The sequence below is a fragment of the Sphingopyxis indica genome (genome assembly GCF_900188185.1).
Lineage (GTDB): Bacteria > Pseudomonadota > Alphaproteobacteria > Sphingomonadales > Sphingomonadaceae > Sphingopyxis > Sphingopyxis indica.
Map to the genome: position 1 here is coordinate 771,112 of NZ_FZPA01000001.1, position 16,969 is coordinate 788,080.

At 66.9% G+C, this 16,969-nt stretch carries 14 protein-coding genes; 8 read left to right on the forward strand and 6 right to left on the reverse strand.

Features of this window, described 5'->3' with window-relative positions:
- The first annotated feature begins 3 nt into the window (after positions 1-3).
- The 4 genes from CHB69_RS03660 to CHB69_RS03675 all read left to right on the forward strand — a co-directional run bounded on the left by CHB69_RS03660 (position 4) and on the right by CHB69_RS03675 (position 5,487).
- Positions 4-1,629: a TadG family pilus assembly protein gene (locus tag CHB69_RS03660; RefSeq protein ID WP_089214560.1), complete on the forward strand. Its 1,626-nt coding sequence runs from the start codon at positions 4-6 to the stop codon at positions 1,627-1,629.
- A 118-nt stretch (positions 1,630-1,747) separates the two neighbouring features.
- Positions 1,748-2,629, forward strand: coding sequence for a PAS domain-containing protein (locus tag CHB69_RS03665; protein ID WP_089214561.1), 882 nt, complete (start codon positions 1,748-1,750; stop codon positions 2,627-2,629).
- 412 nt (positions 2,630-3,041) lie between these two features.
- Complete coding sequence (locus CHB69_RS03670) at positions 3,042-4,235, forward strand: acyl-CoA dehydrogenase family protein (protein ID WP_089214562.1); 1,194 nt, start codon at positions 3,042-3,044, stop codon at positions 4,233-4,235.
- A gap of 112 nt (positions 4,236-4,347) precedes the next feature.
- A complete protein-coding gene (locus CHB69_RS03675) occupies positions 4,348-5,487 on the forward strand; it encodes an acyl-CoA dehydrogenase family protein (protein WP_089214563.1) in 1,140 nt (379 codons plus the stop codon).
- 211 nt (positions 5,488-5,698) lie between these two features.
- Here CHB69_RS03675 and CHB69_RS03680 read toward each other — a convergent pair whose 3' ends face one another.
- The 5 genes from CHB69_RS03680 to CHB69_RS03700 all read right to left on the reverse strand — a co-directional run bounded on the left by CHB69_RS03680 (position 5,699) and on the right by CHB69_RS03700 (position 12,108).
- Positions 5,699-6,238 carry a hypothetical protein gene (locus CHB69_RS03680; RefSeq protein ID WP_089214564.1) on the reverse strand — a complete coding sequence of 180 codons (540 nt, stop codon included), beginning with the start codon at positions 6,236-6,238 and terminating at the stop codon, positions 5,699-5,701.
- 156 nt (positions 6,239-6,394) lie between these two features.
- Entirely contained in the window at positions 6,395-7,231 is an 837-nt protein-coding gene (gene rsmA / locus CHB69_RS03685; RefSeq protein ID WP_089214565.1) for a 16S rRNA (adenine(1518)-N(6)/adenine(1519)-N(6))-dimethyltransferase RsmA, read from the reverse strand.
- A gap of 1 nt (position 7,232) precedes the next feature.
- A complete protein-coding gene (gene pdxA / locus CHB69_RS03690; protein WP_170935420.1) occupies positions 7,233-8,252 on the reverse strand; it encodes a 4-hydroxythreonine-4-phosphate dehydrogenase PdxA in 1,020 nt (339 codons plus the stop codon).
- Positions 8,252-9,592, reverse strand: a complete 1,341-nt coding sequence (locus CHB69_RS03695) for a peptidylprolyl isomerase (protein ID WP_089214566.1) — start codon at positions 9,590-9,592, stop codon at positions 8,252-8,254. The genes pdxA and CHB69_RS03695 overlap by 1 nt, the downstream gene beginning before the upstream one ends.
- A gap of 146 nt (positions 9,593-9,738) precedes the next feature.
- On the reverse strand, positions 9,739-12,108 hold the full coding sequence (locus CHB69_RS03700; RefSeq protein WP_245836486.1) for an LPS assembly protein LptD: 2,370 nt from the start codon (positions 12,106-12,108) through the stop codon (positions 9,739-9,741).
- A gap of 130 nt (positions 12,109-12,238) precedes the next feature.
- Here CHB69_RS03700 and CHB69_RS03705 point away from each other — a divergent pair, with 130 nt between their 5' ends.
- The 4 genes from CHB69_RS03705 to ndk all read left to right on the forward strand — a co-directional run bounded on the left by CHB69_RS03705 (position 12,239) and on the right by ndk (position 15,435).
- Positions 12,239-13,693, forward strand: coding sequence for a leucyl aminopeptidase (locus CHB69_RS03705; protein WP_089214567.1), 1,455 nt, complete (start codon positions 12,239-12,241; stop codon positions 13,691-13,693).
- 153 nt (positions 13,694-13,846) lie between these two features.
- Complete coding sequence (locus CHB69_RS03710; RefSeq protein WP_245836487.1) at positions 13,847-14,296, forward strand: DNA polymerase III subunit chi; 450 nt, start codon at positions 13,847-13,849, stop codon at positions 14,294-14,296.
- A gap of 9 nt (positions 14,297-14,305) precedes the next feature.
- A complete protein-coding gene (locus CHB69_RS03715) occupies positions 14,306-14,824 on the forward strand; it encodes a hypothetical protein (RefSeq protein WP_141133902.1) in 519 nt (172 codons plus the stop codon).
- A 188-nt stretch (positions 14,825-15,012) separates the two neighbouring features.
- On the forward strand, positions 15,013-15,435 hold the full coding sequence (gene ndk / locus CHB69_RS03720) for a nucleoside-diphosphate kinase (RefSeq protein WP_089214569.1): 423 nt from the start codon (positions 15,013-15,015) through the stop codon (positions 15,433-15,435).
- Between the two features lie 52 nt (positions 15,436-15,487).
- Here ndk and cls read toward each other — a convergent pair whose 3' ends face one another.
- Entirely contained in the window at positions 15,488-16,933 is a 1,446-nt protein-coding gene (cls, locus tag CHB69_RS03725; RefSeq protein ID WP_089214570.1) for a cardiolipin synthase, read from the reverse strand.
- Between the last annotated feature and the right edge of the window lie 36 nt (positions 16,934-16,969).

Here is a 16,969-nt window from a genome sequence, read left to right on the forward strand (position 1 = left end):
GCGATGGCACGCGCGCCCCTCCACATGTTCGGCCGCGACACGCGCGGCGGGATCAGCATCATGGCGGCATTCGGGCTGACCATGCTGATCGGATCGGCGGCGCTCGCGGTCGATGTCGGCTCGCTCTATCTCGAGCGCCTCAAGCTGCAGGGAATCGCCGACGCTGCGGCGCTCGCGGCGGCGGGGCGCCCGGGCGAGGAACGCGCCGCGGCCGAGCGGATCATTGCCGCGAACTGCGATTGCGGCATCGTCATCGCGCGCTTCGAGGCGGGCACCTATAACCGCGATGTCGCGATCCCTGCGGAAAAGCGCTTCACCGTCGGCGGCACCGCACCCAATGCAGTGCGCGTCGTCCTTACCCGCGACCGCCCGCTCTATTTCGGCCGCTTCCTGACGGGGCGCGACGATAGCATCATCAGCGCCGCCGCGACCGGCGCGCGGCAGGGCTATGCCGCCTTCTCGCTCGGGTCGCGCGTCGCGTCGGTCCACGACGGCGTTGCCAACGCCGTGCTCTCGGCGCTCACGGGCAGCAAGGTCGACCTGTCGGTGATGGATTATAATGCGCTGGCGAGCGCCGACATCGACCTGCTCGCCTTTTCCGAAGCGCTGCGCACCGAACTCGACGCCGACGTGCTGACCTTTGGTCAGACGCTCGACACGCAGGTGACGCTGCCGCAGGCGCTGTCCGCGCTGGCGAGCGCAAGCGACGGCGAGGTTGCGACCGTCCTCGAACGGATCGCCGACGGCGCGCTGCCGCGCACGCTCATCCCGTCGCGCGCGATCGACCTCGGGCCACGCGCGTCGAGCATCCGTGTCGACGCCGCCAATCCAGTGCGCGTCAACGCGATGAGCCTGTTGCAGACGATGCTCGCGCTCGGCAGCGCCAACCGCCAGCTCGATCTGTCGCTCGCCAGCGACCTTCCGGGCGGATCGGGAATCGACGTCGCGCTGCTCATCGGCGAGCCGCCCGCAAATTCGCCGCTGATCGCGGTCACCGACGATCAGGACGTCATCGTCCGCACCGCGCAGGTCCGCCTCAAGCTCGGCGCCCGGGTCGAAACGCCGCTCGCGAAGGTCGATTTGCCCGTCGTCGCCGAACTCGGTTCGGCCGCGGCGCGCATTTCGTCGATAGATTGCGGGCAGAATGCGCGCGACGCGGTCTCGCTGGCGGTGACGACCGCGCCCGCGACGCTCGCCATCGGCGCGGTCGATGCGGGCGATTTCCAGAATATGCAGCGCCCGCTCGCCCCGAAAGCGGCGCGCGTGCTGCAACTGCCGCTCGCCAGCGTCGATGCACGCGCCGAACTCACCCTCGCCGATCTTTCCGAAAAGCCCGTCGACTTCTCGCGCGACGAGATCGCCGACGGCACGGTGAAGACGGTCGAAAGCGACGGCCTCGTCGCCGCCGCCGCAACCTCGCTCGCCGACGACCTCGAGCTCAAGGTCAACCTGCTCGGCCTCGGCCTCAACCTGGGTCCGCTGACCGCGACCGTGGGGCAGGCGGTCGGGCTCGCCGCGCCGGTGCTCGATGGCGTGCTCGAAGGGGTGACCGGCGCGCTCGGGCTGCACCTCGGCGAGGCAGACGCGCGGGTCAACGAGCTACGCTGCGGCCGCGCGCGGCTGGTCTGATCCTCCGTAACGGCGCGAGACCGGACGCGTTCAACCGCCGATTCATCCATAGTGGCGCACCGGAACGCCCCGCGCAGCCTATGATGACCGAATGCTTCGGTATTTCGGGGAGGCAAAGGTGGAACCAGGTCAGGAGCCCCAGCGCGTATCGGCGGCGGAGTTCATCCGCGGCTTCGGAAGCTGGCGGATGCAGGCGTCGCGCAAGCCGCTCGTCGTCACGCACCACGGTAAGGACGCGCATGTGCTGATCTCGCTCGCCGATTACCGCCGGCTCGATGGGGGAGGCGAGGCGCCCGGCGATCGGCTCGCGGCCTCGCAGGCCGCGATCGTCGAATCGCTGCGCGATGCGGTGATCTTCGTCGATCGCGGCGCACGCATTGCGGCGGTCAATCCCGCCGCATCCGACCGGCTCGAGGCGCCTGCCAGCGCGCTTGTCGGATGCGAGCTCGCAGCGGCGCTACCGGGTTTTGCGGGCACGATGCTCCACGCGCATCTGCTGCGGATGCTTCACCACCGCGAGCGCTTTTCGGGCGAGGTGCCCGGGCTGATCGAGCCGCGCCGCTGGATGCAGGTCGACCTCGTGCCGCTTGCGATCGGCGGTGCGATGATGCTGCGCGATACCGGCGATACCTGGGCGACCCTCGCCGAGCAGGACGCGCGGCGCGCGCTCGCCGACGCGGTCGAGATCGACGGGGCGCTCGGCGTCGCGCGCATTTCGGTGCGCGAGCAGGTCGAGGCGGCCAATCCGGCGCTTGCGGCGCTGGTCGGCACCGACGAAGCCGCGCTGCGCCGGGTGCGCTTTACCGCACTATTGCCGCTCGGCGCGCGCCAGGCCTTCGGCGAAGCGCTCGAAACTTTGTTCCGCACCGGCGCCCCGACGCGGCTCGACAGCGCGCTGGTGACGCGCGACGGCGACACGCTACCGGTGCGCCTCGCGCTCGTCGAGCGCCGCTCGGCCTATGCGAGCGACGGCGCGGTCATTCTGGTAACCCCCCGCTAGCGTTTCCGCCGATCGCCTGAAGCTATCCCGGCCGGGACGGTGCAGTTGTTTTTCGCACGAAGCCACAAAGCCACCAAGAAGAAGGCGGGGGCCGATAGGCCAGTTCCTTATCGACGGTGCGGCCGGTCGCATGGTCGCAGAGGAACGCCGCTTCGCGGTCGGCGCTCCATCTTCGTGGCTTTGTGGCTTCGTGCGAAACAAAAATATCGCGGCGCCGAGAGACGGCGCCGCACGACGGCCCCCCGATCAAGCCGATATTTATCCCCGCACGCCCGCCCGGAACGCTGGACAAGCCGGCGCGAACGGCGCACCCTGCTTGTTCACAGCAGTGAAGGTTGCGGCCTACAACTTTCCGTTTACGTAAAGGTGAGCGCTTTCTATAAGGGCGCCCTGATCCAATGGGAGAATCACGATGGACATGGAGTTCAGCCCCGAAGATCTTGCCTTCCAGAAGGAAGTGCGCGACTTCATCGCCGAAAATTATCCCGCCGAATTGCGCGGCAAGCAGGACGAGGGCGAGGAGCTGAGCAAGGAGGATTTCCTCGCCTGGCACAAGATCCTCTACAAAAAGGGCTGGGTCGCCCCCGCGTGGCCGGTCGAATATGGCGGCACCGGCTGGACCCCGACGCAGCGTTTCATCTTTTCCGAAGAAACCGCACGCGCAGACTGCATCCGCCTGCTGCCCTTCGGCCTGTCGATGGTCGGCCCGGTGATCTACACCTTCGGCACCCCCGAGCAAAAGGCGCGCTTCCTGCCGCGCATTCTCTCGGGCGAGGATTGGTGGTGCCAGGGCTATTCGGAACCCGGCGCGGGGTCGGACCTTGCGAGCCTGCGCACCACGGCGGTGCGTGACGGCGATCATTATGTCGTCAACGGGCAAAAGACCTGGACCACGCTCGCGCAGCATGCCGACTGGGGCTTTTTCCTCGTGCGCACCGACAAGGACGCCAAGCAGCAGGAAGGCATCAGCTTCCTTTTGATCGACATGAAATCGCCGGGCATCACCGTGCGCCCGATCATCACGCTGGGCGGCGAGCACGAAGTCAACGAAGTCTGGCTCGAAGACGTCCGCGTCCCCGTCGATCAGCGCGTTTACGAAGAGAATAAGGGCTGGACCTGCGCCAAGTTCCTGCTCGCGCACGAACGCACCGGGATCGCCGGCGTCGCGGCGTCGAAGCGCGGGATCGAGAAGGTGAAGGCGATCGCGCGCACCGAACTCGACGGCGAAAAGCCGCTGCTCCAGAACCCCTTCTTCAAGCGCAAGGTCGCCGAACTCGAAATCGACCTGACCGCGCTCGAATTTACCGAGCTTCGCGGCCTCGCCGGCCCGAATGCGGGCAAGGGGCCGGGGCCCGAATCGAGCCTGCTCAAGATCAAGGGGAGCGAAATCCAGCAGCGGCTCACCGAGCTGACGCTCGAAGCCGTCGGCCATTATGGCGCGCCCTATTTCCGCGGCTTCGGGGAGGGGGACAACGAGCATCCGATCGGCCCCGACTATGCGCATCGCGCCGCGCCGACCTATTTCAACATGCGCAAGACGACCATCTATGGCGGATCGAACGAGATCCAGCGCAACATCATCGCGAAGATGGTGCTCGGCCTCTAATCGGAAAACAGGCGTCATCCCGGCGAAGGCCGGGATCTCGACCTTTCGGCTTTATGCACGGGCGAGACCCCGGCCTTCGCCGGGATGACGATCAAGTTCAGGAACGATGACAATGGATTTCACCTACACCGAAACGCAGGACATGATCCGCGACACGCTCTCGCGCTTTCTGGCCGACACCTATGACTTCGAAACCCGCCAGAAGTTCATCAATAGCGACGAAGGCCGCGATCCCGCGATCTGGACCGCGCTGGCGCAGGAGCTGGGGATGCTCGGCGCCTCCTTCGCCGAAGAGCATGGCGGCCTCGGCGGCGGCGCGCTCGAAAATGCCATCATCATGGAGGAGTTCGGCAAGGTGCTCGGGATCGAGCCCTATCTGCCGACCGTCGTGATCGGCGGCGGCGCGCTCAAGGCCGTCGGCGGTGCGCAGGCCGACGCGATGATCCCCGAGATCATCGCCGGCAATGCGATCATCGCCTTCGCCTATGCCGAACCGCAGGGCCGCTATGATCTCGCCAATCTGACCACCACCGCGAAGAAGGACGGCGCGGGCTGGGTGCTGAACGGCCACAAGAGTGTCGTCTATGCCGCGCCCTGGGCGACGCATCTGCTCGTCACCGCACGCACCGGCGGCGGCCAGCGCGACCGCGACGGGGTGTCGCTGTTCCTGATCGACGCCAAGCTCCCGGGCATCGTGCGCCGCGACTATCCGACCGTCGACGGCAATCGCGCGTCCGAAATCTATTTCGAAAATGTCGCGGTCCCCGGCGACGCGCTGCTCGGCGGCGAAGGCGCGGGGCTGGGCCTCGTCGAACAGATCGTCGACGAAGCGACCGTCGCGGTCTGTGCCGAGGCGACCGGCGTGATGCAGAAGCTGCACGAAGGCACGCTCGAATATACGCAGCAGCGCAAGCAGTTCGGCATCCCGATCGCGAAGTTTCAGGTGCTCCAGCACCGCATGGTCGACATGTTCATGGAGGTCGAACAGGCGCGCTCGATGACGATCATGGGCGCGCTCAAGCTCGACCTTCCGGCGGCCGAACGCATGGCGGCGGTGTCGTCGGCGAAGAACAAGGTGTCGCGCGGCGCCAAATTCGTCGGCCAGAACGCGATCCAGACCCACGGCGGCATCGGCATCACGCAGGAACTCGCCATCGGCCATTATTTCAAGCGCGCGACGCTGATCGAAGGCCAGTTCGGCAGCGCCGACTATCATATCGAACGCTTCGAACGCCTGACGCTGGCGGAATAGCGGCGGCCTTCGGCCTAGAAATCCTCCCCGCGGCGCAGCCGTGGGGAGGGGGACCGCCGAAGGCGGTGGAGGGGCGAGCGCGCAGCGCTCGCTTCGCTCGCGTCCCCTCCGTCAGCGCTTCGCGCTGCCACCTCCCCATCGCTGCGCGACAGGGAGGATTTGGAACGTCCGTCCCCACCCCCGAAGCCGCAATATTCTAACTCCTGCCCGGCTAAAACCCGCTGGCGAACGCCACGACAACCCGTTTGGCCGGTCGTGCGTCGGGAGCCGCCGCATAGCAGTTTTCCAGATTGGCCAGCCGCACGGCGGCCTGCGGATGCTCGGCATCGCTACGCATCCGGATCGCATTGGCCTCGAGCCACTCAAGATCGCCGATACCGAACCAACCGAGCCGCTTCCCCGTCTGGATCGCCCAGCAATCGGCGGCCAGCTCGCCATAGCCGAACAGCTGGTGCGCGCATTCGTGCGCGTACCAGAAATGCTGAATGGCGGGCGGCATCGAAAACAGGGTCGGGTCGAGCAGGATATAGCCCGGATAGGTCATGGCGACTTCGCCGAGGCCGGTGACGACGGTCCGGGCCGCACCGCACCGCACGGGCGTGCCCGCAAGGACCAGTTCGCCGGCGGGAATGGTTTTGGCGGACTTGCCGAATGCCTGCCCCGGCACGGCCGTGACTGCGAGAACGAGGGCCACGATGGCGATTCTCGGGCACAAGGTCGAACCTCCTTCCGCCCCAAGCATGTGCAGCATGAAAGAATGGGATAGGACGACAGGTCCAAAAATCGGCTCCATCGCTGGAGCGAGCAGGGAATTATACTAGAATGTTCCGGAGAAAATACTTGGCTCGATCTCGAAAAATCCGGGAAAGTTACTGATTTATATTGCCTGCACAACAGGCCGGAACACTCAGCACTTCAGCAATCGCGCCAGCGCCACCCATTCGTCGACGCCCACCGTTTCGGCGCGCCGCGTCGGGTCGATCCCGATCGCCTCGAGCGCCTCGACCGCGCCCGGAATGCTCTTCAGGCTCTGGCGGAGCATCTTGCGGCGCTGGCCGAAGCCTTTTTCGGTGAGCCGCGACAGGAGCGCCGGGTCGACGCCCTCGGGCTCTTCGCCGGGGAGGATACGGACGATCGCCGACATCACCTTCGGCGGCGGCGTGAAGGCCGACCGGTGGACCTTCATCGCGATCTTCGCCTCCGCCCGCCATTGGGCAAGGACGGCAAGGCGGCCATAGGCGTTCGTCCCGACCGGAGCGACGATGCGTTCGGCAACTTCCTGCTGGAACATCAGCGTCAGCGATTGCCAGCGCGGCGGCCATTCGGCGGGCTCGAGCCAGCGCGTGAACAGCGCGGTGCCGACATTATAGGGCAGGTTGGCAACGATATGATACGGCCCGCCGGCGAGCGCGTCGGCATCGACCGCCATCGCATCGCCCTCGACCACCGTCAGCCGCCCGTCGAACGCCTCGCTGAGGTCGGCGAGCAGGGGCAGGCAGCGATGGTCGCGCTCGACCGCGATCACGCGCGCGCCGGCGCGCAGCAGCGCGCGCGTCAGCCCGCCGGGGCCGGGGCCGACCTCGAACACCGTCGCGCCGTCGAGGTCGCCGGGCAGCGCTGCGATGCGATCGAGCAATTGCTCGTCGAACAGGAAATTCTGCCCCAACGCCTTGCTCGCCGACAGGCCGTGCGCACGCACCGTTTCGCGCAGCGGCGGCAGGCTGCGCGCGGGAGTCCTGCTCATGTCACGCGGCGGGAACGCAGCGCCGCGCGCGGCTCGCGGCGAGCTTTGCCGCCATGGCGATCGCGGCGATCGTCGGGCCGGGGTCGGCGCGGCCGCTTCCGGCGATGTTGAACGCCGTTCCGTGATCGGGCGAGGTGCGCACGATCGGCAGTCCGAGCGTCAGATTGACCCCGTCGTGGAAGTGCAGCGCCTTGAACGGCGCGAGCGCCTGATCGTGATAGGGGCAGAGCAGCGCGTCATATTGATCGCGGATGCCCGGCGCGAACAACGCATCGGCAGCGAGCGGCCCGTCGATCGACACGCCTTCGGCAACAAGCTGCCCGACCGCGGGGGCGATGATGCGGATCTCCTCGTCGCCCAGTCGCCCGCTCTCGCCCGCGTGCGGGTTCATTCCCGCGATCGCGAGGCGCGGGGCCTCGATCCCGAAATCGCGCTTCAGCCCGCGCGCGACGATGCGCGCCTTGGCGACGATCAATTCGCCGGTCAGCCGCTCGGGCACCTCGGCAAGCGGAATATGCACGGTCAGCGGCACGACGCGCAGCGACGGCCCCGCGAGCATCATCACCGCATTGGTCGCGGTGACGCCGCAGCGTTCGGCGATGAATTCGGTCTGGCCGGGATGCGTATAGCCGATACCCTGCAACGCATGTTTCGACACCGGCCCGGTGACCAGCGCGGCGCTTGCCTGGTTGCGGGTCAGCCCGATGCCGGTCTCGAGCGCGTGCAGCGCACAGGCCGCGCCCGCCGCGGTCGGCGCGCCCGGGGTCAGCGGCCCGCTGTCCTCCAGGTGCCAGACGGGCAGGGCGTCGGCAAAGGTCGCCGCCACCTCGTCCATGCTGCCGACGCGCACGAGCGGGCCGTTCCACACCGCGCCTACGGTGGCCGCATCGCCGATCGCGACAAAGGGCGGCAGCGCATGGTCGCGCCGCGCTTCCCAGGCGCGCGCCGCGACTTCGGGGCCGACGCCGGCCGGGTCACCCATGGTGACCGCGATCGGGCGCCGTGTCAGTCCGTCATTCATCAGCTATATTCGATCACGGCGTCCCGGCGCAGGTCGCGCAGATAGCGCTGCGCCCGCTTGTTGACCTTTTCGTCGAGCAGCCGCTGCTCGATCTGCTCGGCGCTCGGCTGTCCCGCCGCCTGCGGCATGTCGCGGCCGCACAGGACGAGCACGCTGATGCCCTGATCCTCCGATCCGAAGGGCTGCGTGCTGCGGCCGATCTGCATGTCGAGCAGCGTCTGCTGCAGCGGCGCGGGCAGCTGGCGCATCGCGATATTGTCGCGCGACACGATCTGCGCGCCGAGCGAGCGCGCCACCTCGTCGGCCGCGCCGCAGCCCGAAATATTGCTCGTCGCGGTGGTGAATTTGCTCGCGAGGTCGGTCGCCTGCGCTTCGGTCGTGCCTGCCGGGAAGTCGAGCGAAATCTGCTTGAGGCTGAGTACCGCGTCGCGCGGGTCGGCGGTGAGCACCTGGCGCCGGTCGACCATCAGCAGGATCGAAACCCCGCCCGGCACCTCGATCGGTCCGACGAGCTGGCCCGGGCCCATCTGCGCCGCCGCTTCGGCCATCGAGGCCGGAAGCTGACCCGCCCGAACCCAGCCGAGGTCGCCGCCGACCACCGCGGTCGATGCTTCGGAGAATTGCCGCGCATAGGCCGCGAACGATCCCCCCGCCTGCAGCGATTGCATGATCTTGCGGGCATTTTCGACGACCGTGTCGATATTGTCCTGCGTCGCGGTCATATAGATTTCGCCGAGGTGATATTCGTCCTGGCCCTTGGCGTCGTTGAGCCGCTTGAGCACCGCGTCCACCTCGTCGGTCGAAACGTTGGTCGTCGACTGGATGTTGCGCGACAGCAGGCGATCCCATGCGAATTCGCCGCGGATCTGCTGCTTGACCGCTGCCGCCGACGATCCCTTCGATGCCAGATATTTGCTGAATTGCTCGGGCGTCTGCTTGAAGCGCGTCGCGAGCTGAGCGAACTGCTGGTCGATCAGATTCTCGTCGATCTCGATCTCGGCCTGTTTCGCGGCCTGGATCTGCAGCTTTTCGTCGATCAGATTGCTGAACACCTGCTGACGCAGCCGCTGCTCTTCCTCGGCCGACAGCTTGACGTCGCTGTTCGCGATGCGGATCAGCGCCATGCGCTGCTCGATGTCGGTCGAGGTGATGATCTCGCCGTTCACCGTCGCCGAGGGGCGATAGACATTGGCCTTCGCGTCGCCATAGAGGTGAACATTGCCGGGAATGTCGAGGCTGGTCGTCGGCGTCGCGCCGTCGTCGGAGACGGTCTGGGCCACGGCGGTGCCGCCGATGGCGGCCGCGGCGATCAGGCCGATCATGGTCGAAAATCTGGTCATCTTCACCCTATTCGAGAAACAGTGGGACGCTCCGTATCAGCGGATGCGCCCGATGGTCCAGCGCAATCCGCCCCCGGACCCCTTTGCGCGCCGCTTAGCGCCGCGACGCTGAACGCAGGCTGAGCGGTCGCCGCATCCGCACCCCTCTAGAAGCCGAGGTTGCGGAAGGCGACGCGGAACAGAAAGCTGTTGCCGCTCTTCGCGTCGCCCGAATCGATATAGTCGCGGCGCCATGTCACTGCGAGCGACAGGCAATCGTCGTCATAGGCCAGGCCCAGGCGGTGGCGAATCGGCTGCCAGCCATCGCTCGTCGAGGCCGGGTCGTCACTCTGGCCGGTCAGGTCGACCGTCGCCGAACCGAAGATCGACCAGCTGCGCGCCACTGCGACCCGCCCGCCGACCCGCACCTCCTCGCGGTCCTGCAGATCTTCGGCCAGGCTGGTGATGTCGCGGTTCAGCCGCGAATAGCCGACGAGCGCATAGGTCGACTGGCTGCCGATCGTCGCGTCGAACTCGTTGCGCCGCACCGCCAGATTGTCCTTGTCGAGCCGGAAGCGGTGCGTCAGGCGCAGGAAGTCGCGATAGGCGACCGTGGTGCGCCCGACGATGTCCGACGTGCGGCTGGTCAGGCCGGTGCCGTCGGGGAACAATGTCGGCTTGTCCGACAGGCGATAGCTTTGCCCGACCACCGTATCGATGCTGAACCCGGGGCGGCTGTAATTCCATTCGAACCCATAGGTGATGCGCGCGCCGTCCTCGAAGCGGTCATAGCCGTTGAAGCGGTTGATCGCGAATAAATTGCTGTCCTCGAGGTCGAAAGCGCGCGAATCCTCGTTCGGAATGTCCAGATTCTCGATCGGCGGCGTCGCGACGATCTGCACCCGCGGGGTCAGCGTCTGGGTGCCGCCCATCAATTCGCCGACGAAGGGCCAGCGCATGTCGGCCGCGACCGCCGCGATGCCGCGCGCCTGCCACCCCGACCGACCGCGATAGCCGGGGATGGCGGTCAGCAGATTCTCGTCGCTGTGATAGACGTCGCCGCGCACCAGCGCGGTCAGCGTGACTTCCTGCCCCAGCGCGGTCAGACGCCGCAGGTCCCAGCGCGCGCCGGCAAAGGCGCGCTGCGTGTCCTGCCCCGCGGTGCGCCCGATGGCGAGCGTGTTGAGCTGCAATTCGAACTGCCCGCCCAGCCATGGGTCGTCGAACCGCTGGCGATAGTCGATGATCGGCAGCGCGATCGGCTGCTGCCCCTGCACGTCGTTGGCGCGCAGCGTCTGCGTCGCCCAGCCCGCGATCGACAGATAGCTCCGGTTGCCGATCCGTTCGGCCTCGAAGGTCGAGCGCAACCGGTCGTCACGGCTGATGTCATAGCGGCGCATGAAGGTGCGGTCGGTGGTGATGCGTCCCGAATAGCTGATGCTCCAGCGCGGATCGATCTGGAACTTGCCCGCACTTTCCAGATAGCCGCGAAATTCGTCGGTGCCCGTCGTCGGCGCCGCCGACGTGTCGTTGATCGGCACGACCGAGCTGTAGGTGGCATAGCCGTTGATGCGAAAGCTGCCGAAATCGGTGAGCGCGCGGAACTCGCCCTCGACCATCGGCACCGCCTCGGTATAGACGTGCGGCGTGACCGTCAGGTCGCGGTTCGGCGCGAGGCGGAGGTAATAGGGAAGCGCGATCTCGAACCCATTGTTGCGATCGAGGCGGACATTGGGGACGAGCAGGCCGCTCCCCGCCTCGCTCGACGCGGGGTGGCTGAGCCCCGGCAGCGGGATCAGCGGCAGGCCGAAAATCTCGACCCGCGCACCCTTGTATTTGATCTTGTTCTTCGACTGGTCGTACATCACGCGCACGGCGCGGATCTGCCAGGTCGGCTTTTTGGGGCATCCTTTGGGATCGACGACGGGGCAGGGCGTATAGGCGCCGTTTTCCAGCACGACATCGCCATTGTCGAAGCGCTCGCCGCGCGCGGCCGCCATGCGGGCGCCATTCTCCAGCACGACGAGCAGATTGTCGATCACCCCGTCGCGCAGGCTGTCGCTCAGCTCGACGCGCTCGCCATAGGCGGTGTCGCCTTCGGGATTGCGGATCGCGACATCGCCCTCGGCGACGACCTGCCCGCTCTTGCGATTCCACGTCACCTTGTCGGCGCGCAGCGCGATCGCATCGCGGTTCATCTCGACATTGCCCTCTGCGACGACGACGTCGCTTTCGCTGTCGTAATGCAGATTGTCCGCGGCGAAACCGATCTGGTCCTCGCCTTCGACCTGCGGCGCGTCGACCGGGACCGGCGACACGTCGGGGGTCTGCAGATTCGGCCCGTCTGGCAGAGGCGCGTCGGCGGACAGCGTCGGAACCACCGGCGGGACGGCAGGGTCGCCCTGCTTTTGCTCGGCGGCAGGGCGATCGGGCGCCGCCTGCGCCAGCGCCGGAACCGACGTAAAGGCGATCGCGCTCGCCGTCGCCAACCAGAAGCTGCGTGCGCCGCTCGGACAAGGGGACAAAGCCCGGCTCATTTGATCAACTTTGTCCCATGCCTATATAGCGTCCACCCGGACCGGACCGGCTGCTTTGTTTTGCAACTCGCAGGCGAAACCCCTATCGGTCCGGCACGTTGCAATCAATCATCGCATAAGAAAGTTAAGCATGGACATTCAGTTTGTCGCGCAAATCGGCGCATCCGCCGATGTGATCGCCTTCCCGGTGCGCAAGGGCGAGGTGGGTTCGCTCGCTGGACCCCATGCCGCCTTGCTCGCCGCCGCAGCGGCGCAGGCGCGCTTCGAGGGCGCGGCGGGCGCGGTCGCTGAAACGGTGGCGCTCGACGGCGATGCAGCGAAGCGGCTGCTGCTCGTCGGCATCGGCGAGGGCAGTGTCCATGATCTCGAACGCGGCGGTGCGGCGCTCACCGCGCGGCTCCAGACGAGTGGCGCGAGCGCGGTGTCGGTCGATTTCACCGCGACCAAGGCCGACGAAGAGGACGTCCTCGCTTTCGCGATGGGCGCGAAACTTCGCAACTGGCGCCTCGACACCTATCGCACCAAGCTCGCCGACACCGCGAAGCCGAGCCTCGAGACGATCACCATCGCGTCGGCCGCCGGCGACCTTTCGGAGCGCTGGGCGGGCTATTCGGCGGTCGCCGACGGCGTCGCGCTGACGCAGACGCTCGTCGCCGAGCCGCCGAACATCCTCTATCCCGAAAGCTTCGTCGAGCGCTGCCAGCATCTCGCCGACCTCGGCGTCGAGCTCGAAATACTCGACGAACGCCAGATGAAGGCGCTCGGCATGGGCGCGCTGCTCGGCGTCGCGCAGGGCTCGACGCGCCCGCCGCGGCTGCTCGCGATGCGCTGGAACGGCGGCAAGGCGGGCGAGGCGCCGGTCGTGTTCGTCGGCAAGGGCGTCACTTTCGACACCGGCGGTATCAGCCTCAAGCCCGGGCCGGGCATGGACATGATGAAATGGGACATGGGCGGCGCGGGCGCGGTCGCGGGTGCGATCAAGGCGATCGCCGGACGCAAGGCAAAGGCGAATGTCGTCGGTGTCGTCGGGCTCGTCGAAAATATGCCCGACGGCAATGCGCAGCGCCCCGGCGATATCGTGACCACCATGTCGGGCCAGACGGTCGAGGTGCTCAACACCGACGCCGAAGGCCGGCTCGTGCTCTGCGATGCGATCGCATGGGCGCAGAAAAGCTATGATCCCAGGGTCATCGTCGATCTTGCGACGCTCACCGGCGCGATGGTCATCTCGCTCGGTCACGAATATGGCGGCATGTTCGCGAACGACGACGATCTCGCGGCCAAGCTGCTCGGCGCGGGCGAGGCGAGCGGCGACAAGCTGTGGCGCTTCCCGCTGTCGCCGGCCTATGACAAGCTGATCGACAGCCCCATTGCCGACATCAAGAATATCGGCCCGCGCGAGGCGGGATCGATCACCGCGGCGCAGTTCCTCAAGCGCTTCGTGAACGAAGGCGTCGCCTGGGCGCACCTCGATATCGCGGGCATGGCGTGGCACGACAAGGACGGGCCGACCTATGCCAAGGGCGCGACCGGCTATGGCGTGCGCCTGCTCGACCGCCTGATCGCCGACCATTTCGAGGGGTGAGATTGGCTTCGATCCAAACCCCGTTTGTCCTGAGGAGGGGCTGAGCGAAGTCGAAGACCCGTCTCGAAGGACGTCTGCGTGGCGGCAATGCCCTTCGAGACGCCATTTCGACAAGCTCAATGGCTCCTCAGGGCGAACGGATGAGGAGAACGCATGATCCGCGTCGATTTCTACCGCCTGACCCGCGATCCCGTCGAGCGCGTGCTCCCCGCGATCGCGACGCGCATCCTCGACGCCGGTGACCGGCTCCTCGTCGTCGCGGCCCCTGCGATGCAGCGGCAGGCGATCGACGCCGCGCTCTGGGCGCACCAGCCCGCGAGCTTCCTGCCGCACGGCATGGCCGGCACCCCCGACGCTGCCGACGAACCGGTCCTGATCGCGGGAACGCTCGACACGCCCGCCGCCAACGGCGCGGCAATGCTTGCGATCGCCGACGGCGAATGGCGCGAGGAGGCGCTGGCATTTGACCGGACGTTCCTCTTCTTCGATAACAGCCGCATCGACGACGCCCGCGCGACGTGGAGAACACTCGGCGCGGCCGAGGGCGTCGAACGGCATTTTTGGCAGCAGGACGACCGTGGTCGCTGGTCGGAAGGCCCTTGAGGAGAAGCGATGATGCGGATTGCGATGGCGGTGATGGCGGCGAGTCTGGCTCTCGCCGGGTGCGGGTCGAAATCGGATACCGAATTGGCGAGCGGGACGATTACCGATCCCGATACGGGCGAGAAAACCGACTATAGCGTCACGACCGACGGCGACGAAGGCAATCTCAGCATCAAGACCGAGGATGGCGAGATGCAGTTCGGCAGCGGCGCCGCCAACGCGAAGCTCCCCGACGGCTTCGCCCCCTATCCGGGCTCAAAGATGACCGGCGGTTTCACCGCGACCGGCAAGGACGGGCAGGGCGGCATGGCGAGCTTCGAAGCGCCGGGCAAGGCCGAGGATGTCATCGCGCATTTCCGCCGCCAGGCCGAGGCCGCGGGCCTGAAGGTGAATGCCGAAGTCAGTTCGGGCAACACGCTGCTGCTCGGCGCCGAAAGGCCCGACGACAGCAAATCGGGCGTGCAGGTCACCGCGACGCAGCAAGGCGATATGGTGAAGGGCAGCGTCACCTACGGCATGGGCGGCTGACCTATTCTCTTCCCCCTCGATGGGGGAAGGATACGCAGCCTTGCCGCTTCAGCGGCTAGGCGCAGTTGGATGGGGGTGATGGTGCCGCTCTGACGCGCATCTCCGCTTCGCCTTCTGTTCTTGCGGTGCGGCGAAAGCGCGGCTAGAGGCGCGCGCAACCCAATCCAAGCACATACAGGAGCTTCCCCATGGCGGTCACCCGCACCTTTTCGATCATCAAGCCCGACGCGACGCGTCGCAACCTGACCGGCGCCGTCACCAAGATGCTCGAAGACGCCGGCCTGCGCGTCGTCGCGTCGAAGCGCATCCACATGACCCGCGAGCAGGCCGAAGGCTTCTACGCGGTCCACAAGGAGCGCCCCTTTTTCGGCGAGCTCGTCGAATTCATGACCTCGGGCCCCGTGGTCGTCCAGGTTCTCGAGGGCGAGAATGCGATGCAGCGCAACCGCGACGTCATGGGCGCGACCAACCCCGCCGACGCCGCCGAAGGCACGATTCGCAAGACCTTTGCCGAAAGCATCGAAGCGAACACCGTCCACGGCTCGGACTCGGACGAAAATGCGGCGATCGAAATCGCCTATTTCTTCAAGCCCGAAGAAATCGTCGGCTGAACAAAAAAACCGAAAGAAGGCCGCCGGAGCGATCCGGCGGCCTTTTTGCTGCTCAAAGCAGCGGGCTCAGCGTCGCGAGCAGGTTGCGCCAGATCCGCCGCGTAGCCCCGACCCGCGCCAGCGTAGCGGCGGTCACCGCGTCCGAATCGGCGCGATACGCCTCCTGCCGCGCGCGCACCTCCTCGGTAAAGGCGGGGTCGGCGAAGAGGATATTATTCTCGAAATTCAGCTCGAAGCTCCGCCGGTCGAGGTTCGCCGACCCGACGAGCGCAACTTCGCCATCGACAGTGATCGTCTTCGCATGAAGCAGCCCGGGACGATATTCATAGAGCCGCACCCCCGCCGCGATCAGGTCGTCGTAATAGCTGCGGCTCGCCGCCGCGACGATGCGGCTGTCGTTGCGCCGCGGCACGATCATCGTCGTCGCGACCCCGCGCCGCGCGGCATCGAGCAGAGCAAAGAGCAATTGCTCGTCGGGCACGAAATAGGGCGTCGTGACGATCAGTTCGCGCCGCGCCGCATGGATCAGCGCGCTGAAGCAGGCGGGCATCGCGGGGTAGGGCAGGTTCGGCCCCGTCGCGATCACTTGCGCCGCGATTCCCGGCGCGGCGGCGGGCGGCGGCGCCGCCTCGGGCTGTAGCAGCGCGCCCACATCGTCGCCGCGCTCGCTTTCCCAGTCGGCGGCAAAGACGAACTGGCACGCCTGCACCACCGGCCCCTCCCAGCGCATCATGATGTCGACCCACGGCGCATAGCGCGACTTGATGCGAAATTCGGGATCGGCGAGATTCTGGCTGCCGCACCAGGCGATGCGATTGTCGACGATCAGCTGCTTGCGGTGATTCCTCAGGTCGAAGCGCCCGCGAATCAGCGTCCAGACGAGCCCGCCGATCGGCAGCGCGATGCGCGCGTCGATTCCGGCATTACGCATTTCGATCCAGTGTGCCGAGCGGATGAAGCCGCGCGACCCCAGCGCATCGGCGAGCACCCGCACCGCCACCCCGCGCTTCGCCGCGCGGACCAGCGCATCCTTGATCCGGAACCCATTGTTGTCGGCGAGCCAGATATAGAAGCACAGATGGACGCTCTCCCGCGCCGCGTCGATATCCTCGACCATCATGCGGATCGCGGCATTGCTGTCGGGCGCCAGCAGCGCGCGATTTCCCGCGGTCGGGGGCAGGCGGTTCACCGTCTCGGCGAGCGCAAAGGGCGCCGCATAGGGCGTCGCGCGCAGCCCCGCGCGCACCGGTTCATTCTCGCCCGGATGCGGCAGATGCTCTTCGATCGTGCGATAGCGCGCGCGCCGCTTCGCGCTGATCCGCGCCTCGCCGAGCAGCAGATAGGCGACGACGCCGAGCACCGGCACCGCGATCGTCGCGATCAGCCAGGCGATGCGCGACGCCGGCTCGCGCTGCGGCCGCAGCAATATCCGCCCGATCACGACGGCATAGATCGCGAAGGAAAGGATCGACAGGGCGAGGGCGACGTCCGTGTTCACGCCGCCTTTTCACCCATCTTCACGGCAAAAGCCAAG